At 76.9% G+C, this 23,151-nt stretch carries 17 protein-coding genes and 2 tRNA genes; 8 read left to right on the forward strand and 11 right to left on the reverse strand.

Translation table 11 applies throughout. The features are described from left to right. Positions 1–60: 60 nt before the first annotated feature. Positions 61–1,134, forward strand: coding sequence for a methyl-accepting chemotaxis protein (locus E4A51_RS12495; RefSeq protein ID WP_070320630.1), 1,074 nt, complete (start codon positions 61–63; stop codon positions 1,132–1,134). A gap of 159 nt (positions 1,135–1,293) precedes the next feature. Beyond that, positions 1,294–2,220 (forward strand): PHB depolymerase family esterase, encoded by a 927-nt coding sequence (locus E4A51_RS12500; protein WP_082740278.1) that lies wholly within the window; start codon positions 1,294–1,296, stop codon positions 2,218–2,220. Positions 2,221–2,400: 180 nt separating this feature from the next. Here the strand turns inward: E4A51_RS12500 and E4A51_RS12505 are convergent. From E4A51_RS12505 to glp, 6 genes are all read right to left on the reverse strand, one after another. Continuing rightward, a tRNA-Ala gene (locus tag E4A51_RS12505) sits at positions 2,401–2,473 on the reverse strand. Between the two features lie 58 nt (positions 2,474–2,531). Next, a complete protein-coding gene (locus E4A51_RS12510; RefSeq protein ID WP_134851921.1) occupies positions 2,532–3,668 on the reverse strand; it encodes an NlpC/P60 family protein in 1,137 nt (378 codons plus the stop codon). Between the two features lie 326 nt (positions 3,669–3,994). Continuing rightward, a tRNA-Ala gene (locus tag E4A51_RS12515) sits at positions 3,995–4,070 on the reverse strand. Positions 4,071–4,172: 102 nt separating this feature from the next. Beyond that, a complete protein-coding gene (locus E4A51_RS12520) occupies positions 4,173–5,339 on the reverse strand; it encodes a hypothetical protein (protein WP_134851922.1) in 1,167 nt (388 codons plus the stop codon). A gap of 93 nt (positions 5,340–5,432) precedes the next feature. After that, on the reverse strand, positions 5,433–6,035 hold the full coding sequence (locus E4A51_RS12525) for a GNAT family N-acetyltransferase (protein ID WP_134851923.1): 603 nt from the start codon (positions 6,033–6,035) through the stop codon (positions 5,433–5,435). A 35-nt stretch (positions 6,036–6,070) separates the two neighbouring features. Next, entirely contained in the window at positions 6,071–7,315 is a 1,245-nt protein-coding gene (gene glp / locus E4A51_RS12530) for a gephyrin-like molybdotransferase Glp (RefSeq protein ID WP_134851924.1), read from the reverse strand. Positions 7,316–7,449: 134 nt separating this feature from the next. On the opposite strand from glp, the gene E4A51_RS12535 reads away from it, so the two are divergent. Beyond that, positions 7,450–8,109, forward strand: coding sequence for a 5-formyltetrahydrofolate cyclo-ligase (locus E4A51_RS12535; RefSeq protein WP_134851925.1), 660 nt, complete (start codon positions 7,450–7,452; stop codon positions 8,107–8,109). 49 nt (positions 8,110–8,158) lie between these two features. Here E4A51_RS12535 and E4A51_RS12540 read toward each other — a convergent pair whose 3' ends face one another. Beyond that, positions 8,159–10,729, reverse strand: a complete 2,571-nt coding sequence (locus E4A51_RS12540) for a penicillin acylase family protein (protein WP_070318577.1) — start codon at positions 10,727–10,729, stop codon at positions 8,159–8,161. Positions 10,730–10,909: 180 nt separating this feature from the next. On the opposite strand from E4A51_RS12540, the gene E4A51_RS12545 reads away from it, so the two are divergent. The 3 genes from E4A51_RS12545 to mscL all read left to right on the forward strand — a co-directional run bounded on the left by E4A51_RS12545 (position 10,910) and on the right by mscL (position 12,779). Next, entirely contained in the window at positions 10,910–11,260 is a 351-nt protein-coding gene (locus E4A51_RS12545) for an FmdB family zinc ribbon protein (RefSeq protein ID WP_134851926.1), read from the forward strand. Positions 11,261–11,365: 105 nt separating this feature from the next. After that, positions 11,366–12,088: an SAF domain-containing protein gene (locus E4A51_RS12550; RefSeq protein ID WP_240696464.1), complete on the forward strand. Its 723-nt coding sequence runs from the start codon at positions 11,366–11,368 to the stop codon at positions 12,086–12,088. Between the two features lie 43 nt (positions 12,089–12,131). Next, positions 12,132–12,779, forward strand: coding sequence for a large conductance mechanosensitive channel protein MscL (mscL, locus tag E4A51_RS12555; RefSeq protein ID WP_087509007.1), 648 nt, complete (start codon positions 12,132–12,134; stop codon positions 12,777–12,779). A 122-nt stretch (positions 12,780–12,901) separates the two neighbouring features. Here mscL and E4A51_RS18380 read toward each other — a convergent pair whose 3' ends face one another. Both E4A51_RS18380 and E4A51_RS12560 read right to left on the reverse strand, forming a co-directional pair. After that, positions 12,902–13,066 carry a hypothetical protein gene (locus tag E4A51_RS18380; RefSeq protein ID WP_167748906.1) on the reverse strand — a complete coding sequence of 55 codons (165 nt, stop codon included), beginning with the start codon at positions 13,064–13,066 and terminating at the stop codon, positions 12,902–12,904. Positions 13,067–13,611: 545 nt separating this feature from the next. Next, positions 13,612–18,306, reverse strand: coding sequence for a hypothetical protein (locus tag E4A51_RS12560; RefSeq protein WP_240696465.1), 4,695 nt, complete (start codon positions 18,304–18,306; stop codon positions 13,612–13,614). A 465-nt stretch (positions 18,307–18,771) separates the two neighbouring features. Between E4A51_RS12560 and E4A51_RS12565 the strand changes: the two genes are divergently transcribed. Both E4A51_RS12565 and E4A51_RS12570 read left to right on the forward strand, forming a co-directional pair. Continuing rightward, complete coding sequence (locus tag E4A51_RS12565; protein WP_240696466.1) at positions 18,772–20,073, forward strand: nitrate/nitrite transporter; 1,302 nt, start codon at positions 18,772–18,774, stop codon at positions 20,071–20,073. 114 nt (positions 20,074–20,187) lie between these two features. Further along, positions 20,188–21,330, forward strand: coding sequence for an SLC13 family permease (locus E4A51_RS12570; RefSeq protein ID WP_134851928.1), 1,143 nt, complete (start codon positions 20,188–20,190; stop codon positions 21,328–21,330). 133 nt (positions 21,331–21,463) lie between these two features. Here the strand turns inward: E4A51_RS12570 and E4A51_RS18385 are convergent, their stop codons facing one another. After that, a complete protein-coding gene (locus E4A51_RS18385) occupies positions 21,464–21,610 on the reverse strand; it encodes a hypothetical protein (RefSeq protein WP_167748907.1) in 147 nt (48 codons plus the stop codon). Between the two features lie 217 nt (positions 21,611–21,827). Continuing rightward, entirely contained in the window at positions 21,828–23,123 is a 1,296-nt protein-coding gene (locus E4A51_RS12575) for a helix-turn-helix transcriptional regulator (RefSeq protein WP_134851929.1), read from the reverse strand. Positions 23,124–23,151: the final 28 nt, after the last annotated feature.

The following is a 23,151-nucleotide window of genomic DNA, read 5'->3' on the forward strand; positions in this document are numbered from 1 at the left end:
CCGTCAGTCCCCGCGGCCCGCGGCCGATCGGACGGCAGTTCCGTCCCGGAGGAGACCCCGATGTTCGCGACCCGCCGCCGCCCCGTCCCCGACGACCTGGCGCCCCTCGTCGCCCGGCTCGGCGCCCGCACCGTGCTCGACGCGCTGCCCGCTCCCCTGCTCGTGACCGACGACCGCGGCGAGGTCGTGCAGCGCAACCGCGCGGGCGACGCGCTCTCGGGGCGCATCGTGCGCGAGCACGGCGCGCACGTCATGGGCGCCCTGCGCGACCGCCTGGCCGAGGTGGTGCGGTCGTCGACGACGTTCCCCGCCCGCGTCGTCGTCTCGGTGCCCGTCGAGGCCGGGCAGGTCGAGCTCGAGGTCGTCGTCGACCGGCTGCCCGAGGGGTTCGTGGGCGTGTGGGACGACGTGACCGCCCGGCAGCGGCAGGAGCGCGAGACGCGCGTGGTCGCCGACGAGCTGCTGACGTCGTCGACGTCGCTCTCGACGCTCGCCGACCGGCTCGCGTCCGACGCCGACGACGTGTCGGCACGCGCGGGCGCGGTCGCCGCCGCCTCGGAGCAGATGTCCGCAAGCATCCACGAGATCGCGGTCGGCACGACCGCGGCCGCCGACGGCACCGCGCACGCGGTCGAGTCCGCCGCGACCGCGAGCGAGCGGCTGTCCGAGCTGTCCACCGTCGTGGGCCGCATCGGCGCGATGAGCAAGCTCATCACGTCGATCGCCGAGCAGACGCACCTGCTGGCCCTCAACGCGACGATCGAGGCGGCGCGCGCGGGCGAGGTCGGGCGCGGTTTCGCGGTCGTCGCGGGCGAGGTCAAGTCGCTCGCGGACCGCACGCACGAGGCGATCGGCGAGATCACCGAGATGGTCGACGCGATCACCGCGACCACGGGCCGCACGGCCGACGCGATCGGCGAGATCGTGGGCCGCATCGACGACGTGCGCGAGCGGCAGGCGACCGTCGCGACCGCCGTGCAGGAGCAGTCGGCCGTGGCCGACGGCATGAGCCGCGACATCGGCGCGGTCGCGGCCGCCGCCGGGACCACCGTGCTCGCGGTCGGCGAGCTGCGCGCGTCGGCCGAGGACGCCACGGGCCGCGCCGCGCGGCTGCACGAGCTGTTCGGCCGCTGAGACCGGGCCGGCTCCCTCGCCCCGGGGGAGCCGGCCCACGCCGTCGCCACCGGCCCGTGGCGAGACAGACCGGTCACCGCTCTCGCATCCGCACTGCAGGACGAGCGGCGCCCCGGGGCTGGCTTGCCCCATCCCTCTGACCTGCGCCATCATCCGCCGATGACGACGACGTCCGCCCGAAAGACCGCCGCATGGGCCGCGGCCGTGCTGCTCCTGCTGGCCGCGTGCACCGGCGGCTCCGACGCCGCCGCGCCGACACCGACCCCCACCCGGGTCGCACCCGGCAGCTCGGGCACGGTCGACCTCGACGACCGCACCTTCACCCTCGACGTCCCCTCCGGGTACGACGCCGACGAACCCGCGCCCCTGGTCGTGTCGCTGCACGGCTACTCGGAGGTCGGCGCGAGCACGGCCACCTACCTCGGCCTGCGGGACCAGTCCGAGGAGAAGGGCTACCTGCTCGCCTACCCCGAGGGGCTCGTCGACAGGGCGGGCAAGCAGTACTGGAACGCGACGCCCGCCTGCTGCTCCTTCGACGGTGCCGACCCCGACGACGACGGCTTCGTGACCCGCGTCATCGAGACGGTCCAGGCGCAGTACGCGGTGGACCCGAAGCGGGTCTTCGTCATCGGGCACTCGAACGGCGCGTTCATGGCGCTGCGCATGGCGTGCCACCACCCCGACCTGATCGCCGCTGCCGTGTCGGTCGCCGGTGCGAACGACGCCGATCCGTCGGCGTGCGCCCCGGGCCGGCCCGTCAGCGTCCTGCAGGTCCAGGCGGACACCGACGAGGTCATCCGCTACGAGGGCGGCAGCGTCGGCCCGGGGGCGCCCTACCCGGGGGCTGAGCAGACGGTCGCGGACTGGCGGGCGATCGACGAGTGCGACGCCAGCCCGACCCTCGGCACCGCGGACTACGACTCGACGCTGCCCGGCCCCGAGACCGTGACGAGCAGCTGGTCCTGCTCCCACGGCACCGAGGTCGGCCTGTGGACGATCGTGGGCGGCGCGCACGGCCCGACGTGGTCGGACGCGTTCGCCCCTGACGTGACCGCCTGGATGCTGGCGCACGGACGCGAGGCCTGACGCGGGGCCCGGCGTCCACCGACACGCACCGCGACGAGCTCGCGCTCGAGCCCGTCCGCGACGTGGTGCAGGTGGCGCCGAGCACCCCGACCACATCCGCCGGCTGCTCCACCGGCCCCGGACGCACGACTCACACTGTCTGCGACGCCGCTCGCTCGTGCGTCGAGTCCGAGCGTCATGTGGAGCCGAGGGGCTTCGGACCCCTGACCTTCTCATCGCGAACGAGACGCGCTACCGACTGCGCGACAGCCCCGCACGCCGTGGAGCCCGCCGCGACCACGAGCGAGCGGCTCGCCGAGCTCTCGACGGGGTCAGCTCGTCGGGCGCGCGACGTCGCGCATGAGTCCGTTCGTCCGCACCGCCGTCAGCCGGACCGGCTTGCCCGGAGAGGGCGCCTCGATCATCTGCCCGTTCCCGACGTACAGCGCCACGTGGTGGATCGTGCTCGGGTTCGAGGTGTTCGTCGCCCAGGCCAGGATGTCACCCGGTGCCGCCTGCGCGTACGGCACGTGGGGCAGCGTCGTGTACTGGTCGCGCGAGACCCGTGCGATCCGCACGCCGGCCGCCGCCCACGCCTGCTGCGTCAGGCCCGAGCAGTCGAACGCGTTCGGCCCCGTCGCGCCCCACTGGTACGGCTTGCCGATCTGCTGACGCGCGTACGCGATCGCGGTGGCGGCCTTCCCGGATGCAGGTGCGGGGGCAGGGGCGGGCGCCGGTGCACTCCCGCCGGGGTAGGTGTACGTCTGCCAGGCCCAGGTCCCGTCGGCACGGTAGCCCACCAGGTTCCCGTCGTCCTGGAGCCGTAGCTGGGCGATTCCGGATCCCCGCGTCCCGGCGATCCACGCCGGGTAGTCGGTCGAGGTGTACAGCACCAGGTTGCCGTCCGACTGGACGGCGAGGCGGACGGCGCCGGAGCCTCGCGTGCTGGTCTGCCACATCCAGCCCGAGGGGCCGTAGAGCACCAGGTTCCCGTCGGTCTGCATGGCGAGCGTGTACTGACCGTTCGGCGACATGAGGACGTCACCCGCACGCAGGTCGGCAGGGGCGCTCAGACTCGCCGGCTGGTACCTGGTGCTCGTCTGCCACACGACGCCGTTCGACGCGGTGTAGAGGACCACGTTCCCGTCGGACTGCACGTCGAGGTGGTCGGCACCGGACCCGCGAGTGTTCGTGAACCAGAGCGGGTAGTTCTTGGCGTCGTACAGCACCAGGTTGCCGTCGGTCTGCAGGACGAGGCGGGCTCCTCCGCGGCCCGTGGTCGCCGTCTGCCAGCGCGACCCGGCCGCACCGTAGAGGACGAGATTCCCGTCGGTCTGCAACGCCAGGGTCTGCTGGCCGTCCGGCGACACCAGTGTCTGCCCGGCGACGATCTGCTCCCCGGCCGCCAGCCGGAAGCCGCCTGCGGCCGCACGTGCGTCGGTGGCGTCGGCGATCAGGCACGTCAGCATGATCAGCACCACGACACACGCCGAGGCCACCGCCCTGGCGCGTCGCGGGACCGCTTGGATCGTGTCTCTCACTGCTCCCCCTCGGGTCGAGCGGACCGCTGCTGTGCGGCCGCTTGCACCGCATGCTGGCAACGGACGTCGCCCGCTCGTGGAGGAACGTCGCTGGGACCTGTGCGCCCGGTGCGGACCGGGGGCGCCCGCGCACCACGTCCGGCTCTTGGCAAGGGATGTCGGTCCTCGACACCACGATCTCCGCGGACGTACGACGCGAGGCCGGGCCGGACGACGAACGAAGGCCCGGGATCGATGATCCCGGGCCTTCGTGCTGGTGGAGCTGAGGGGATTCGAACCCCTGACCTTCTCATTGCGAACGAGACGCGCTACCAACTGCGCCACAGCCCCTTGAAGCGGGATCACACTAGCACCCCGCGGGCCCCACGACGAAACCGGGCCGGGCCGTCGCGACGCACGTCACACGCGTGCGCGGCGACCCGGCTCCGTCGCCTACTGCCCCGCCGCGCGGCGGCGCGCGAGCACCGCGTTGAGGTCGATGCTGCCGGTCGTCTCCGCCACCGGCTCGGCCACCGTCTCGGCCGCGGGGGCGGCCGTGTCGCCCGTGGGCGCGTCGGCCGGCCGGCGCGCGGTCGACGCGTCCGCGTCACCCTCGCCGAGCGGCGCGGGGTCACGGCGCGGCGCGGGCGCCTTCATCGTGTACGTCGGGCGCGGCACGGGCACCGGCGACCACGCGTCCTCGTCCTGCGACGCACCGTCGACCGCGGGCACGGCCTCGGTCGCGGTGCCCTGCGCGTCCCGGCGCACGACCGGCACCTGACCGGTCGCGTGGCGCGCGGGCCCGCTCGACTCGCCGCGGTCGGCGACGATCCGCTCGAACACCTCGGTGTGCGCGTCCGAGGGCCGCACGGCGTACCCGGTGACGAGCGGCACGGGCGCCTCGACGTCCGTCGCGGTGCGCGCGACGGGGGTCGCTCCCGTGCGCGGTCGCACGACCGGGGTCGCCCCCGTGCGGGCGCGGACCGTCGGGGTCGCGCCGGTGCGGGGCCGGGCGGCCAGCCGCTCCTCGCGCTCGATCGTCGCGGCCCACTCGGCGTCCGCCACCTGACCGGCGATCACGGCACGGCGCCCCAGCACGACGACGGACGCGAGCAGCGCCGACGGCACGGCCCCGGCGAGCCACGTCGCGGCGGGCACGAGGCCCGTCACGACCCAGCCGGCCACGGTCGCGGCGACCAGGACGGCGGCGAGCAGACCGCGCCGGCGCGCGGCCGCACCCCGGCGCGCGGCCGCGGCGGCACGCGACGCACGGGCCTGCGCCAGCCGGCGCGCGGCCTCGGCGGAGATGCGCTCGGGTGTGGCGTGCGGTCGGTCCACGGTCCTGCCTCCTGTCGCCGTGCCGGCGGACGTCGCCGGCACCCCCGTCCCCGGGGTGAGCAGTGATCTGGTGCTCGGCCCCCACATGCCGGCTGCCGCGGCTCCACGCCCCAGACGGCGACGCGTGCTGCTCGCCACCGCCACGACGCGCAGCCCCGTGGAGAACCGGTCGTCGGCCCGGGCCTCCAGCAGTCGCTGCCGGTGCCGCAGGTGGTGCGGCACCAGGTACGCCGCCCACAGGCCCACGAGCGCGAGCGCTGCGGGGCCTGCGAGATCGTTCACGTCACGACGGTAGGGGGCACGGCGCCCGCGACGTCGCACCGGTGCGGCGTGTCGCGCCGACCCACCCGACCGGGGCGGTGCTAATGGGACGCGTCAGGCGTGCGCGCGCCGCCGGTGCCAGCGGGCCACGAGCCCCTCGGGCACGTCCTCCGTGGTCAGCGCGAACGTCCGGTGGTCGCGCCAGCGACCCTGGATGTGCAGGTAGCGCTCGCGGAGCCCCTCGTCGCGGAACCCGAGCTTCTCGACCACGCGCAGCGACGGCCCGTTCTCGGGCCGGATGTTGACCTCGACGCGGTGCAGGCCCAGGGTGCCGAAGCAGTGGTCGGTCGCGAGCGCGACCGCGGTGGGCGTGATGCCACGCCCGGCGACGTGCCGCGACACCCAGTAGCCGATCGCCGCGGACCGCAGCGACCCGTACTGGATCGACGACACCGTGAGCTGCCCGACGAGCGCCCGCTCGTGCTCGACCGCGAACGGCAGCGCCTGCCCGTCGCGCGCCTGCGCGGCGAGCGCGCGCACGAACTGCCCGAACGTGGGCCGCGGGCCGCGCACCGGCTCGGGGCTCGTCGCGTCCCACGGCTCGAGCCAGCCGACGTTCTCGGCGCGCAGGCGCATCCAGGCGTCGCCGTCGCGGCGCCGCAGCGGCCGCAGCCGCACGTCACCGTCGACCAGCTCCACGGGCCACCCCACGGCCACGGCTCACGCTCCTTCCGCGCGACGACGGGCGCGGCTCACCCCTCGAGGACGAGGCAGTGCAGCACGCTCCCCGGGTGCACCGCCACGTCCCCCTCCCCCACGACGGCCAGCGCGTTGGCGTGCGCGAGCGCCGTGGTCGACGGGGCGGACGGGTCACCGATCGGGGTCGCACGGTACCCCTCGTCGGGGGATCCGAGCACGCTGGCGGGCACGAACTGCCGCAGCCCGGGCGGCGACGCCCAGCCCTCGGTGGCGACGGCGGCCACCGAGGGGCGGAACAGCTCGGCGTGCCCGGCCATCGCGCGCAGCGCCGGCCGCACGAACACCTCGAACGACACCTGCGCCGCGACCGGGTGCCCCTGCAGCGCGAACAGCGGCACCGTCCGGCCGCCCGCGTCGACGACGTCGAGGCCGTGCGCACCGACCGTGCCGAACCCGTGCCGCAGGCCGGGCGTCATCGCGACCTGGTCGAGCCGGACCGTGCCGAGCGGCGCGAGGACGTCCTTCACGGTGTCGTGCGCGAGCTCGGACAGCCCACCCGTGAGGACCACGAGGTCGGCGCGCACGAGCTGGTCCTCGAGCGCCTCGCGCAGCGCGGCCAGCTCGTCGGGGACGGCGCCGACCCGCACGGGCGTCGCGCCCGCGTCCCGCACGGCCGCCTCCAGCGCGTGCCCGTCGGCCTCGAAGACCGTGCCCGGGCGGGCCGCGCTCGTCGGCTCGATCAGCTCGGACCCCACCGACAGCAGCACGACGCGCGGGCGCGGGTGCACGCGCAGCCGCCCACGCCCCAGGGCCGCCGCGAGCGCGATCTGGCGGGCCCCGAGCCGCGTGCCCGCCGTCAGCACGGTCTCGCCCGCGCGCACGTCCGCGCCGGCGACCCGCACGTGCTGCCCCGCGGTCGCGACGCGCTGGAACGCGACCCGCGCCTGCCCGCGGTCGGTCTCCTCGACGGGGACGACCGCGTCGGCGCCCAGCGGCAGCGGCGCCCCCGACGCGACGCGCACGGCCGTGCCGCCGACGTGGCGCAGGCCGGCGGGGCTGCCGGAGTGCAGGTCGTGCGCGACCGGCAGCGCGGGGCCCTGCGCCCCCGACGCGTACGTGTCGTGCGCGGCGACCGCGTAGCCGTCGCGCGCCGCGACCGCGACGGCCGGGACGTCGACCGACGCGACCACGTCGGCCGCGAGGATGCAGCCGGTCGCGTCGTGCAGCACGACGTCGAGCGGCGCCACGGGTGCGGCGGCGGCCAGCACGGCGGCGAGATGGTCCTGGACCGTCCTCATGCGCGCATTGTGCCTGCCGGGCGGCCGTGCGCCGCGACCGGCGCGCGCGACCGGGCCTCGCCGGGCACGTGCGCCGCACCACGGGCATGACCTCGGTCCGGGTCGGCGGGGCCGGACTTTGAGACACTGGTGCCATGAGCGCCGTCGCCCAGCCCCCCTCCCCTGCGGACGAGGTGGCGCGACGCGCACGACCCCGCGACCCGTCGGAGGAGAAGGACCGGCTGCGGCGCCGGATCCGCGAGCAGCGCGCGCACCGCTCGGCGCGGCAGCGCTCGGAGGTCGCGCAGCGGCTCGCGGACGTCGTGCTGACGATCCCCGAGGTGGCCGACGCGCGCTGCGTGAGCGTCTACGCGTCCCGCCCGACCGAGCCCGGCACGAGCCCCCTGGTCGAGGTGCTCGCCGGGCGCGGCGTGCGGCTCCTGCTGCCCGTGCTGGGCACGGGCCTGCAGCGCGACTGGGCCGAGTACGCGGGCCCCGACGACCTGCGCGAGCGCGCCCCCGGCCGCCCGCCCGAGCCGGGCGGCGACCCGCTGGGCGCCGCCGCGCTGGCCGACGCGGACGTGGTGCTCGTGCCCGCGCTGGCGGTCGACGCGGCGGGCGGCCGCCTGGGGCAGGGCGGCGGCTGGTACGACCGCGTGCTCGCGCACGTGCGCCCGGGCGTGCCCGTGGTCGCGCTGGTCCACGAGGACGAGGTGCTCGGGTCGGTGCCGCGCGCACCTCACGACGTGGGTGTCACGGCCGTCGCGACGCCGACCGGCTGGCGGCGGCTCGGACCGGGCGCGGCCGACGCCTGACGGCGACGTCCCCTGACGTCAGGGCGCCGGGCGGGCGTGCCGTCCGGGGTCAGTCGCGCGCGGGCGTGAGCGTCAGGTGGGTGACCGCGTCGGCCTCGACCGCGGCCCCGGAGTAGGGCCACGCGAACTGCTCGCCCCGCGCCCACGCCTCGAGCTGGTCGGCGTAGTGCACGCTCGCGGGGTGGCCGGACGTGCCCGTGAGGTTCACCCACGTCGAGGAGTCGAGGTCGCCGAGGTCGACGACCATGCGCATCGACGGGGCCGCCGTCACGGCGTACGACCCGCTCGCGGCGTCCCAGGCCGTCGCGTCGACGATCGACGACCCGCCGCCGACGCGCTGCGCACGCGGGTTCACGAGCGCGTGCACGACGCCCGGCACGCCCTCGCCACCGAGCACCGGGTGCTCGGGCGCGGCGACGTGCAGCTTGCCCCAGGCCCAGTCGTCGGTGCGGCTGCCGAGGTGCGCGGTCAGCTCGTGGCGCGCGTTGACGAGCGCGCGCGCGAGCACGTCGTCGCGGCCCTCCACGACGCCCGACGTCGTCCGGTCGTCCCACCACGGCGACGTGGGGTCCTCGAGCATGCCGTGCACGACCTCGAGCCACCGCGAGCCGCCGTCGGGGCCGTGCCCGGCGGGCAGGTCGTCCGTGAACGTCAGCTCGAGGACCTGCGCCCACACGGCCGCGAAGTACATGGCCGCCGCCGAGTCCGGGTCCATCGACCGGTCCCACGTGCGCAGCAGCTCCTGGCCGCCCGCGTCGAACGCGTCGTCGAGCTCGACCTCGAGCAGCGCCGGCACCAGGACGTCGGCGTAGGGGCTGTGCCGGTCGGTCTGCAGCGCCGCGGTCGAGGCGACGTCGACCTTGTCGCCCGCGGCGATCTGCTGCGCGAGCAGGTCGCGGATGCGCTGGCTGCGGAAGCCGTAGTCGGTGTCCCGGGCGAGGAACGGCCCCTCGCCGGCGCGCGTGACGGCCTGGTTGGCGGCCACGACGAAGCCCTCGGCGGGGTCGAGCACGCGCGGCATGTCGGCGGGCTCGACCCACCCCTGCCAGTCGTAGCGCGAGTCCCAGCCGGGACGGGGCCAGGTGCCGTCGGACGGCACGGGTCCGTCGACGACGGCCCGCACGGGCACGCGCCCGGGCGCCTGGTAGCCGATGTGCCCGTCGGTCGTCGCGAAGACGATGTTCTGCGCGGGCACCTCGAACAGGACGGCCGCCGCGGCGACGTCGGCCGCGTCGGACGCCGTCATCATCGCGAAGACGGCGTCGCCCGTGCGGCCGGGCGTCAGGGCGGTCCACGCGAGCGCGACCTCGAAGCGTGAGCCGGGCGCGTCGTCGGGCACGGGTCCGCGCGCGACGCCGTCGAGGTCGAGCACGTCGGACACGATCGGGCCGTGCGCCGTGGCCCTGACCTCGAGCTCGACGTCGTCGCCGCCCGCGACGGAGATCGTCTCGGTGCGCACCTGCAGCGGGCGCCGCTCGCCGTCGACGAGCACGCGGTCGCCGTCGACGCGCTCGAGGAAGAAGTCGGTGACGTCGGCGCCCATGTTCGTCAGGCCCCACGCGAGGTCGCCGTTGTGGCCGATGATCACGCCGGGCAGGCCCGCGAGCGCGAACCCCGTGACGTCGAACGGGCAGTCCGCCGCGACGTCGGCGCAGCGCAGCCCGACCTGCGACCAGATGCCGGGGGCCGAGATGCCCAGGTGGGGGTCGTTGGCGAGCAGCGGCTTGCCGGACGCGGTGTGCTCGCCCGCGACGACCCACGAGTTCGAGCCGACGCCCTCGCCCCGGCCGACGAGCTGCGGCACCGCGGCGAGCGCGCGGTCCGCCGCCGCGAGCGCGTCCTGCAGCGCGTCGTCGGCGAGCGCGAGGCCGGCGCCGTCGGCGACGGTGGCCGCGCCGTCCGCGACGTCGGTCGCGGTGACGATCGGCAGGTGCTGGTCCTGCGGGTAGGCGGGGAAGAGCTCCTCGACGCGCGCGACGTCGGGCACCGCGCGGTACGTCATGGCGCGCTCGAGCTCGGCGTCGTAGTTGGAGCGCAGGTCCCACGCCATGGCCTTGAGCCACGCGAGCGAGTCGACCGGGTCCCACGGCGCGGGCGCGGTCTGCGGCACGCGCAGGCCCAGCACGGTGTACTCGACGGCGATCGCGCCCGGGTCGCGGTCGGCCAGGTAGGCGTTGACGCCGTCGGCGTACGCCTGCAGGTAGCCGCGCGTGTCGTCGGTGAGCAGGTCCCACTCCTGCTCGGCGACGCGCCGCCAGCCGAGCGTGCGGATCACCTTGTCCGCCTCGAGGGCCTGCTCGTTCGCGCCGACGAGCTCGGACAGCCGCCCGGCGGTGACGTGCCGGCGGTAGTCCATCTCGAAGAAGCGGTCCTGCGCGGTGACGTACCCCTGCGCGCGGAACAGGTCGTCGGTCGAGCCCGCGACGATGGTCGGCACGCCGCGTGCGTCGCGCGTGACCTGCACGTCGGCCGCGAGGCCGGGGACCTCGAGGGTGCCCGAGACCTCGGGCAGGGGGCGGCGCACGAGGAGGGTCGTCACGAGCGCGGTGGCCAGCAGCGCGAGCACGACGACGACGGCGACGACGACGGACGCGGTCCGCAGACGATGGCGACGGGGCACCTTCGCAGGGTACCCGCGAGGCCGCTTGACGGGAGGCGTACAGTTGGCACTCGGACCCCGAGAGTGCCAAGCCGCAGGACCCGCGAGGAGTGCTCCGGCAGCACGCCGCAGCGCACTGCGCAGCCCCGGGGATCGGATCGAGGACCGTCGGGGACGCCCGGCGACGACGAGGGAGAACCAGTGCCCACCTACGCCTACCGCTGCACGGCCTGCGAGCACGCCTTCGAGGTCCAGCAGTCCTTCACCGACGACTCGCTCACGGTCTGCCCCGAGTGCGCCGGACGCCTGCGCAAGGTGTTCTCGTCCGTCGGCGTCGTGTTCAAGGGCTCGGGCTTCTACCGCAACGACGCCCGCGCGGGCGGGTCGACGAGCGCCTCGAGCACGACGTCGTCGAGCACGTCGTCCAGCGGCGGCACGTCGTCGGGCGGCAGCACGTCGTCCGGCACGACGTCGGGCTCGTCGACGTCGACGTCGGCCGGCACGACCTCCGCGGCGCCGGCGACCTCCGCAGCACCGGCCGCGTCCGCCTGACGCCCGGACGCCGCGGGCCGCCCACAGGCCTCGCTGCGTCGCCCCGGTCCCCGGTGGCGCGTCCTGCGCCCCACGGCGCACCCGACGGGTCCTAGCGTCCCGCAGGTGAGCCTCCTGCCGACGCCGCCCGGCCCGGACCCCGCCGCCCGGTCCGCGTCGGGCGCGCCCCCGCCCCTGCCGGTCGTGCGCCCGACGGCGGCACGACGGTGGCGCCTGCTGCTGTGGCGGTCGCGCGCGCTCGTCGCGGCGCTGTGCCTCGGCGCGGCCGCCGCGGCGGTCGTGCACGCGGTGCGCCCACCTCCACCGCCCACGGTCCCCGTGGTCGTGCTGACCCGCGACGTGCCCGCCGGCACGACGCTGACGCCGGGCGACGTCATCGTGGCCCGGGTCGCGCCCGGCGCCGCACCGCAGCGCGCGGTCACCACCGTGCCGGACGCGGTCGGCGGGGTCACGGCCGTCGCGCTGCCGGCGAGCATGCCGCTCGCGCCGGCACTCCTGGTGGACGCCGCGCTGACCGGGCCGCCCGGCACCGTGGTGACGGCGGTGCGCCTCGACGACCCCGCGGTGGCCGCGCTGCTCGCCCCGGGCCTGCGGGTGGACCTCGTCGCGGCGCGACCCGAGGGCGGCGACGGTCGTACCGTCGCGCGGCGCGCGCTCGTGCTCCCCGCCCCCGCCGACGGCCCGGCCGGCGCGGGCGGCGGCCTGCTCGGGGGCGTCGCCGCACCCGAGGAGGCGCCGCCCGTCGTCGTCGCGCTGACGCCGGACGAGGCCCTCGCCGTGGCCGAGTCGTCCGCCTCGTCCCGACTGGTGGCGGTCGTCGTGCCATGATCGGCAGGAACCAGTCGGTGAGGGCGACCAGCGGGAGGTCCCGGTGTCGGACAGCATGCGCGAAGGGCTGCGGGGGGCGGGCGACCGGCTCCGCACCGTGGGCGGCAGCTCCCAGGTCAAGGGCATGGCCAAGGTGTTCCAGGGCTTCAAGGACTTCATCTCGCGCGGCAACGCGATCGAGCTCGCGGTCGGCGTCGTCGTCGGCGCCGCGTTCACCGCGGTGGTCGGTGCGCTGCAGGACGGGTTCATCAGCCCGCTCATCGGCTGGGTGTTCGGCAAGCCGAACCTCGCGGGCCTGTGGGACATCGGCCCCTACACGTGGCGCACCCCCGGCCCGGGCGAGGACCCGATCGCCCCCATCCAGGTGGGCGTGATCCTCAACGCGCTGCTCCAGTTCCTCATCACGGCCGCGGCGATCTACTTCCTCATCGTGGTGCCGCTCAACGCGCTCGCCGCGCGCCGCAAGAAGGGCGTCGAGGACGAGCCCGCGGCGCCGGCCGAGGACATCCTGCTGCTGCAGGAGATCCGCGACCTGCTGTCGCAGCGTCTGACGCCCGCGATCGTCAACGACACGACCACGACGCCGGGCGACCCCGCGGCCGGCACGCCACCGGTCGCACCGCCGCCCGCACCGGGCACTCCCCCGGCGCCCGGCGCACCGCCGAGCATCCCGCCGGGCACGCACCCCTGACCCGGGCGCGCCGGCCCGTCGCAGCACCAGGACGGGCGGTGCCACCTGGACGACACCGGAGCCGTCGGAGCCCCGGCGGTGGGCGACGCCGGAGCCGCCGGAGCCCCGGCGCCCTGACGGGCTCACCAGTGGGGCGGCTTCTCCCGACGCAGCCGGTCGTCGTTCGACGACGGCTCCTCGCGCCCCCAGCCCCGGTCCGAGTCGTCCGCCGAGCGGGTCGCCCGCCACGGGTCGTCCACCGGGTCGGCGGGGGCGGACCCGCCCCCGCCCGGGCGGCCGGTCGCCACGTCGGCAGCGGACCCGGTGGACGGCGTCCCGGCCGACGGCGCTGCGCGGACGCCCGACGGCTCCGACACGCGACCGGACGGACCTGGCACGGACGGCGCCGACACCGCGGGAGCGGACGGCGCGGGCACCGACGCCGCGGGAGCGGGCGGCGCTGCGTGCACCGAGCGGAGGACGGACTCGTCCGTGCCGACCGTCCCCGACGGTCGCACGGCCCGGCGGGGGCGACGCGGTGCAGCACTCACCCCCCGATCCTCCCACCGCACGAGCGCACCCCGGCCGACCGCCACCCCTCCCCGGAAGCCACGCCCCGTCCCGCACGCGCGAACGCGGGGTTCGGCCGCTTCTCGGACACCACGAGCGGCCGAACCCCGCGTTCGGCGTGGGTTCGATGCCGTGGGGACCGGGCGGACCTCGATGACGGTCGGGGATGACGGGCAGCGCCCGTCGAGCGGGCTGGCGACGGCAGCCGTCGGACTGGCCGGTGACGGCAGCCGTCGGACGGGCCCGTGACCGCGGCCGTCGCACTTGCCGGTGACCGCGGCTGTCAGGTGAAGGCGCGGGTGACCGCCGCGCGGACCGCCGTGTCGACGCGGTGGCTGCGGCGCGTGATGCCGAGCTCGGCCCGCAGCGCGTCCGCCAGCTGGTCGCGCGTGCGCTCCACGCCGTCGGACCGCAGCCAGCGGGCCAGGTCGTCGAGCTGGTCGTCGCTGTAGGCGTTGATCGGCAGCCCGGCACGGACGTCGGGGCGCGGGGTCGTGCGCAGCGGCAGCACGAGCTGCTCGCCCGCGGGCGGCGTGTGCACGAACGCCTCCGTCTGCACCGGACCCGCGGGGCCCAGGTCGGTCGCGCGGCGCACGGCTGACCCGCCCGCGGCGTCGACCGCGGGGACCGCGCCCGTGACCGACCGCGGACCGACCGTCGGCGTCACGCCGGTGGGCGTCCGCACCACGGGGACCGCACCGGTCGGGTTCGTGCCGGTCGGGTTCGCACCGGTCGGGTTCGCGCCGGTCGGCTCGCCGGTCGTGGCGGCGGCCCGGGACGCGGGCGTCGCACCGTCACGCGGCGGGGCGGGCACCGTGGGCGTCGCACCCGTCGCGGGCGCGACCACGGGGACCGCACCCGTCGCGGCGGGCGCGACCACGGGGACCGCACCCGTCGCGGCGGGCGCGACCACGGGCACAGCACCCGTCGCGGCGGGCGCGACCACGGGCTGGGCACCGGTCGCGGTGCGCACCACCGGCACGGCACCGGTCGCCGGGGCGACCACCGGCTGGGCACCCGTGGCCGGTCGTCCGTCGACGTACGGCCGCACGGGCGCGTGGTCCTCGTCCTCGACCGGCACCGGCACCGCCCGCACGGGCGCGGACACCGGGGCCGCGAGCTCGGGCCGGCGCGCGACCAGCGCGGTGTGGACGGCACGCCGGATGCGGTCGACCTCGGCCTGCGGGTCGAGGAACGCGGCGGCGGACCACACGCGCACAACCGACCACCCGAGGCGCTCGAGCCGGTCCGGCACGAGGCGGTCGCGCACGCGCACGCTCGGCTCGCTCACGTACTCGTCGTCGTCCGTCAGGACCGCGACGAGCATCTCGTCGGGCAGGTCCGGGTGACCCACCACCAGCGGGATCCGCACCCCGCCGGGCACGCCGTGGTCGACGTCGACGACGAGGCCGTGCCGCCACAGCCGCTCGGCCAGGTCGAGCACGAGCCGGTCGGGGTCGGGCCCGCCCGTGGGCCGCTCCGACGCGTCCGCGCCGGGCGCCTGCGCGCCGCGCTCGACGGCGAACCGCAGCACGTCGGCGAGGAGCTGCGGGCCGGGGCCGCGCAGCCGCTCGGGGTCCAGGTCGTCACCCGTGAAGCACGCGACCACGGTCAGCCGGTGCCGCGTCGAGCCCAGCGCGTCGAGCAGCAGCGCGTCGCCGCCCGGGCGGCTCACGGGGCCGAACGTGTGCAGCACGCGGCGGTGCGGGGTCCGGCCGAGGCCGAGCGACAGGATCACGGCGTCGCGCTGCAGGCCCGCGACGTTCGCGACGTCGACGACGAGGAACGGGTCGACGCGCCCGGCGTCGAAGAACGCGCCGAGCGCGGGGTTGCCGCGGACCTCGGCCATGACGACCTCGCGCACCGCGTCGGCGTGCCGGGGCGTGAGCGTCACGACCGCGAGCGACTCGTCGGGGTGCTGGAGCACGTGCTCGACGACGAGCTCGAGGACACGCTCGACCTCGGCGCGCGTCGAGTCGACCATGCTCGTGGCGGGGTCCGGCATGCCCGTGCCGTCGACGGGCTCGAACGTCACGAGCGGCGCCGAGCAGGGCAGCGGCGTCGGGACCAGGACGCCCTCGTACCCGTGCTCGGCGAGGAACCGCGTGAGGTGCGGGTCGCGGCGCGACGCGTCGGCGTGCAGCGCGACGGTCGGCAGCACGGCGGCGAGCTCGCGCACCGCGGAGCCCGACGCGCACCGGGCGTCGCCCACGACGACGACCTGCCGGCCGCGCGCGATCGCGGGCAGCGCCGCCTCGACGGGCAGGTGCGCCGCGGCGTCCACGACGACCAGGTCGACCGTGCGCGACGCGGGCAGGACCTGCGCGACGAGCATGGGCCCGGCGACGAGCACGGGTCGCAGACGACGCGCGAGGTCGGGGTACCGCGCGACGGTGTCGCGCAGCGACGTCATGCGCTCGTCGACCAGCTCCGCGAACAGCCCCTCCGCCTGGTCGCGGTGGGTGCGGACGGCCGAGGCCACGCGACCCAGCGCCGCCGCGAGGACGGGCGCGGCGCGGCTGACGACGTGCCGCCGGTCGAGCTCGGCGTACCGCGCGGACAGCGCGCCGAGCGCCGCGCCGTCGTAGCCCGCGAGGGCCGGGTCGGCGCCGAGGACCTGCTCGAACACCGTGCTCCACCACGCGAGGTCGAGCTCGGCCGCCGCGAGCGCGGGTGCCACGCGGCGGTGGGCGAGGTCGTCGACGAGGTCGCCGAGCCCCGCCGCGCGCAGCCCGTGCAGCAGCTGCGTGCGCTCGGGCAGCGTGTCGAGCGCGGACGCGCCGTCGCGCAGCCGCACGAGCCGGTCGCGCAGCTCGTCGAACGGCGTGGTGGTCAGCAGCCCGCCGCCGGGCGTCGTCGTGAGCACCAGGGCGAGCGCCTCGACGTCCTGCCGGACCGCGAGGTGCTCGGCCTCGATGACCTCGAGGCCCTCGGGCAGCCGCGGCCAGCCGCCCGCCGGGCAGTGCGCCTGCCACAGCTCGCGGCGGGCCTGCACCTCGATGAGCGCACCGTGCAGGTCGGCGACGGGGCGCCCGGGGCGCAGCATGTCCTTGGCCTGCTTGCGCAGGCGGCGACGCACCCAGAACCCCATCGGGACGCCGTGCTCCTCGCGCCACTCCTTGGTCGCGGTCGCGGCGACCAGGTCGGCGGCGGTGCGCTCGAACACGAGCGGCTGGAACACGTCGAGCGAGTCCCGCACGCCGTCGAGCATGCGCAGCTGCTCGGCCCACTGGTCGAGGGTCGTCGCGCGCGTGAGCCCCGTCTCGGCGGCCACCTGCGCCGCGCGCTCGACGAGCTGCGGGAGCGTGACGTCGAGGAGCCGGTCGAGGCGGTGCCGCACGACCTGCGCGTCGGCCGCGGTGCGCAGGTCGGCGCCGTACCAGGGGGTGTCCTGCGGGCGCAGGCGGAACGCGCCGAGCTCGCCGGCGCGCACGAGGTCGCGCGCCACGTGCGCGCGCCGCTCGGCGTCGAGAGGCCGCGCGACGTCCGTCGACAGCCGCACGGTCGTCGCGGGCGTCGGGCGTGCGGCCGTGAGCCGCGCGAGCTCCTGCAGCGCGTCGTACGCGGAGACGCCCCACGGCTCGCGCGTCGCGTGCAGCGCGTCCACGTAGGCGCGCAGCCGCTCGCGCTGCTCGACGAGCGGCACGCGGACGGCCTGCACGGCGTCGGTGTCGACGACGGGCGGCTCGAGGGTCATCGCGCCGAGCAGCCGGCGCGCGGCGGCGGTGCGCCACCCGGCGTGCGGCTCGACGTCGAGCACGATCTCGCCGACGCCGAGGCGCTGGAGCCGCTCGACGAGCGACACCGCGGCCCGCCGGTGGCCCGGGACGTACAGGACGGTGCGCCCCTCGGCGGCCGCGTCGGCGACGATCGCGGCGAGCGTGCCGGTGACGTCGGAGCCGGTGGGCGCGTCGACGAAGACGTGGGAGCCCGTCGCGACGACGTCGAGCACGTGCTGCTGCGCGGGGTCGAGGTCGCCGATGCCGCGCTCGAGCGCGGGGTCGCGGTCCCCGGGGACGGGCGCGGGCAGCGGCACGTCGAGCGCCGCGCGCGCCTCGTCGAGCCCCGCGAGCGCACGCACGACGTCGTGCCGGTCGAGCGTGCCCGCGAGCTGGTCCAGGTCGTCGACGATGATCTGCCCCGGGTGCACGAACGTGCCCACGACGACGCGCTCGACGAGCCGGAAGTCCTCGAGCACGGCCTCGCCGAGGGACGACAGCCGCTGCAGCGCGCCCCGCGGGTCGAACCCGGCACCGGTGAACGTGCCGCGCGCGACCGCACCGGGGTCGAGCAGCGCGCCGTGGCTGCGCAGCGCGCGCGCCAGGACGGGGTTGACCTCGATGGAGGGCTCGAGCTCGATCTCGTGGTCGCCCTCGCCCGTGCCGCGGGCGCGCAGCGCGACGGGGCGCAGCAGCACCGGGGCGCGCACGGTGCGCACGGGCACGTCGGGGCCGTCGTCGCCGGCTCCCCGTCCGCTGGGCGTGCGCGGGTGCCGCGTGACGTGCGCGAGCGCACCGACGTCGTCCGACGCGAGGTCGGCGGTCGACCGGTCCGTCCACGTCGCGACGCCGATCGCGAGCGACGTCGACGCGATGCCGTAGCGCTGCGTGTAGGCCGCCGCGCGCGCCGCGACGGCGCGGGCGCGGCGGCGCGCGGCGGACTGCGCCCCGGGCTCGCGCACGAGGTTGGACAGCCGCGTGGGCCGCCCGGCGAAGAGCTGCGCCATGCCGGAGGGGTGCGCGCTCGACAGGTCGAGCGCGGCCTCGCCGAGCTGGTCGACGTCGGCGAGCGTCGACGCGCCCGCCGCCTCGACGAGGGCCGCGCGCCACGTCGCGACGGCGCCCTCGAGGACCTCGGCGGGTGACGGCGGCTCGACGAGCGCGACCGGCGGGCCGTCCGCGGCCTCGGGCGCCGCGGACGCGGCGACGTCGGCGTCGGGCCGGTCGCCCGGGCCGGGTGTGCGTGCGGGAGCGGTCACCCTGGCACGGTAACCGCGCGGCACGCGGATCCCGGGGCGGCCACGCCGTGCCGGCCCGGGTTGCGCGGATCCCGGGGTGCGGGCGGTGGGCGGCGCGTCCGCGACCCGCGGGCGGCGGGTCGTTGCCCGGGGCGCCGCCGGCACACCCCGGAAACGACCGACGGGACGAGCCGTGTGGCTCGTCCCGTCGGTGCGAAGCTGAAACGGTGCGCACCGCGCAGGGGGCAGGCGATGCGCACCGTCGGGATCAATGCTGCCCCTCGCGAGCCTCTCGGTCAAACGTCCAGACCCGCCCGACCCGGTGAAAAATCAATGACTCTGGAGTCATCCATGACACCGCCTCGGCGTGTCGCGGCGACGCACCACGTCAGGGGACCGGCGGAGGGCTCCACGGCCGGCCGGGCCCACGGCGGCGACGCGCCGGACGCCTACGCTGGGCCGGGACGAGAGAGACGGAGGACGTGGGTGCGCACGCGTCGCAGCCCCACCGTGGTGTGGGCGGTCGCGGCAGCCGCGTACCTGGTGGCCGTCGTCCACCGCACGGCGCTCGGCGTCGCGGGCGTGGACGCCGTCCAGCGGTTCGGGCTCAGCGCGACCGGGCTCGCGATGTTCTCGGTGCTCCAGCTCGGCGTGTACGCCGCGCTGCAGATCCCCGCGGGCCGGGCGCTCGACCGGTTCGGCGCCCGCGTGCTGATCACGACCGGCTCGGCGGTCATGGCCGTGGGCCAGGGCCTGCTCGCCCTGGCCGACGACGTGCCGCTGGCCCTGGCGGCGCGCGTGCTCATCGGCGCGGGCGACGCCGCGATCTTCATCAGCGCGTGCCGACTCATCGCCGAGTGGTTCCCGGCCCGTCGCGTGCCGGTCATGGTGCAGGTCACCGGGCTGGTCGGGCAGTCGGGTCAGATCGTCTCGGCCGTGGTCGTGGCGTGGGTGCTGCACGCCCGCGGCTGGGGCGTGACGTTCGGGGCCCTCGCGGCCGTCGGCGCGGCCGTCACCGTCGTCGCGGCGACCGGGCTCGCGCGCCGGCCCGACCCCGCGCCGTCGGCCGTCGAGACCGCCGCCCGCGAGCGCTTCGTGCACGCCGTGCGTGCCGCCGTGCTGCCCGCCGGCACGCGGCTGGGGTTCTGGTCCCACTTCCTCACGCCGTTCTCCTTCAACGTCGTCGCGATGCTGTGGGGCGTGCCGTTCTTCGTCACCGCGCAGGGCCGCACGCCCGCCGAGGCGAGCGTGCTGCTCACGACCATGACCGCGTCGGCCATGACCGCGGGCCCGCTGGTCGGCCGGTGGACGTCGCGGCACCCGCTGCGACGGTCGTGGGTCGTGCTCACGTCCGCGGGCGCGACGTTCGCCGTGTGGGCGTGGCTGCTGCTGCCCGCCACGCCGCGCCCGTTCGCCCAGCTCGTGGTGTTCGCCGTGGTCATCGGCGCGGGCGGGCCCGTGTCGCTCGTGGGCATCGACTTCGCGCGGACCTTCACGACCGGCGACCGGCTCGGCACCGCGACCGGGTTCGTCAACACCGGCGGGTTCGTCTCGACGATCACGGGCGTCCTCGCGGTCGGGGTCGTGCTGCAGCTCGTCTCCCCCGCGGGCGCGACGACGTACCCCCTGGACGCGTGGCGGCTCGCGTTCGCGGTGCTGCTCGTGCCGTGGGTCGTCGGCGTGGTCGGCGTGCTGCACCACCGGCGCCGTGCGCGCGCCGACCTCAGCGCGGCCGGCACCCCCGTGCCGCCGCTGCGCGAGGCGCTGCGCCGGCGGCGCGCGTCATGACGCACCACGGAGCGCGGGGGTGCACGCTGTGCACGTGACCGTGAACGCCGCACCGGGGACGCCCCGCGCCCCGCGCCGCTCCCCGTCGTTCGCGCACGTGGCGGGGGCCGCCCGGTGAGGACCCTCGTCATCGGCGCCGTGCTGCTCGGCGCCGGCCTCGTCGCGCTGGCCACGGGGGTGCTGCCCGGCGACGCCGCGCTCGCGCTGGTCGACCGCGTCTGGCCCGTGCTGACGTTCGTCGTGGCCGTCACGGTCGTGACCGAGCTGGCCGCGGAGGCCGGGCTGTTCCGTGCGGTCGGAGCGGGCGTCGCGCGCCGCGCACGCGGTCGCACGCTCCTGCTGTGGGGCGGGGTCGTGGCCCTCGCGGTCGTGTGCACGGTCTTCCTGTCGCTCGACACGACGGCCGTGCTGCTGACGCCCGTGGTGCTGGCCGTCGCGCTGCACGCCGGGCTCGACGCGCGGCCGTTCGCGCTGGTCACGGTGTGGCTCGCGAACGCCGCGTCGATGCTCCTGCCCGTCTCCAACCTCACCAACCTGCTGGCCGAGCACCACGTCGGGGGCATCCGCGAGTTCGTCGCGCTCACGTGGGCGCCAGCGCTCGCGTGCGTCGTCGTGCCCGTCGCGGCCGTCGCGCTGCTGCACCGCCGCGAGCTGCGGGGCCGCTACACGGTGGGCGACGACGAGCCGCCCGCCGACGACCAGGTGCTGCTGCGCTGGAGCGCGGGCGTGGTCGTCGCGCTGCTGGTCGGGCTCGTGAGCGGCGCACCCGTGTGGATCCCGGCGACGGCCGCGGCCGTCGTCCTGCTGGTCGTCACCGCGTGGCGCCGGCCCCGCGCGCTCACGCCCGGCCTGGTGCCCTGGCCGCTCGTCGTGTTCGCCTCCGGCCTCTTCCTCGCGGCCGAGGCGCTGCAGGAGGCGGGGCTGCGCGCGCTGCTGCAGCACGACCTCGCGGGCGGCGGGCCCTGGACCGTCGCAGCGGCGGGCGCGGTCGGTGCGAACCTCGTGAACAACCTGCCCGCGTACCTCGTGCTCGAGCCGACCGCGGCGCACGACCCGCTCCTGCTGGTCGCGCTGCTGGTCGGCGTCAACGCGGGCCCGCTCGTGACGCCGTGGGCGTCGCTCGCGACGCTGCTGTGGCACCGGGCGCTCGTACGCGCGGGGGTCGACGTGTCGTGGCGCCGGTACGTGCTGCTGGGGCTGGTGGTCGCCCCGCTGACCGTCGCCGCGGGCGTCGGCGTGCTGGTCCTGACGTCCTGATGCGAGGACGTGCGCGGCGTGCGCACCGGTCACCGACGTGCACGTGAGAGCGCTGCCCTGCGCCGTCGCCCCGGGGCCGGCGTGGTCGCCCCGGAGCGGCGGCGCAGGTGTCGTCACCGTGGGAGCGCGTCCGTCAGATCACCTTGCAGCACGGCGAGAGGATCGTGACCGACGGGCCGGGCGTACCCGGCGTGACGGGCGCGCCCGACGCGACGGTGGCACCGGCCACGCCGGAGAACGCGGCGAGGGCGACGACGAGAGCGAGCGAGAGCTTCTTCATGAGGGGACCCCTTCGAACGACGCACCGGACGATCCGGTACCTCGGCATGGTCCCCACGGCGGTGTCTAGACCGCAATGACCCGCGACCGACCGGGGTAGACGCTCCCGGCTCGGCCGTCACCCGGGCGTGTCGCGGCCGCCGCGGCGAGGCGGGGCCTCGCCCGTCGGGACGGCGTGCCCGTCACGGGCCGCCTCACCCGTCGGGGTGACGTGCTCGTCAGGCGCGGACGACGCCGACGCCCGCGGCGTCGATGGCCCGCCGGTACGCCTCGGCGACGTGCGCGCGGTCGTCGCCCGCGACGCGCAGCCGGTCGCCGATCCGGCGCCACGCGCGTGCGGTCGGCCGCCCGGCGGGTGCCAGGTCGAGCCGGTCGGCCGCCTGCCGGTACGCCTTGATCGCGGCGGGCCGCTCGCCCGAGGCGAGCAGCGCGTCGCCCAGCGCCTCGTGCGCGGCGGCCGCGTCGCGCCGCTCACCCGTCGCGAGCATCTCGACCGCGCGCGCGGCGTGCGCGAGGGCGGCGCGGTGCTGACCGAGCAGCAGCGTGGCGCGCGACCGCGTGGTCGCCGCGCGCGCGAGCTCGACCTGCGACTCGCCGACCTCCAGCGCGGTCGCGGCCGCGTCGAGCTCCGCGAGCGCCTCGCGGGGGCGCGGCGGGTCCACCGTGAGCAGCAGCTGCGCGAGGTCGAGCCGCAGGCGGGGCACGTCACGCTCGACCTCGTCGCCCCCGGCGATCGCGAGGGCCGAGCGCAGGTGCGACAGCGCGTCGTCGTGGTCGCCGAGCGCGTCGTCGACGAACGCGAGGTTCCAGTGGACGGACCAGACGGCGCGCGCCGAACCGTGCACCAGGGCCCGCCCCAGCAGGTCCTGGCCGCGCACGCGCGCGTAGGTCACGTCCCCGCGCGCGACGTACGCCCACACGAGCGTCGACTCGAGGCGGAAGATCTCGTCGGTGCCGGCGGCGGGCTCGCGCAGCGTCGCGAGGTGCTCCTCGCCCGCGCGCACGGCGCCGTGCAGGTCGCCGGCCTCGGTGAGCGCCATGACGAGGCGGGTCGCGGCGTACGTCGCGCGTTCGGGACGGTGGCCGACGACGAGCCGGTGCGTCACGTCCGCGAGCAGCTGCGCGGAGGTCTCCAGGTCACCCGCGAGGTCGAGCGCCTCGGCGCGCGCCAGCAGCACCTTCGCCGCCTGGTCGACATCGAGCGCCGCGAGCTCGACCTGCTCGAGCTCGCGCGCCGCGTCCGGGGCCCGCCCCGCGCGCATGAGCTGCCGCGCACGGACGAGCGCGGCCTCCGACTCGAGGTACTCGGGCGAGCGGTCACCCTGTTCGAGGTACTGCGCCGTGACTCCGAGGGCACGCGCGAGCCGCTCGAGGGCCGCGTCGCCGGGACCGCGCACGCCGCGCTCGAGGTGGGACACGTAGCTGGGGTGCATCATCGCCGCACGCGCGAGGTCGGCCTGCGACAGGCCGCTGCGCTCGCGGGCGTCACGGATGCGTTCACTCACGGGGTGCACGGATCTCACGATAGGGACCGACCCCGCC

The organism is Cellulomonas sp. HD19AZ1 (genome assembly GCF_004535805.1).
Lineage (GTDB): Bacteria > Actinomycetota > Actinomycetes > Actinomycetales > Cellulomonadaceae > Cellulomonas > Cellulomonas iranensis.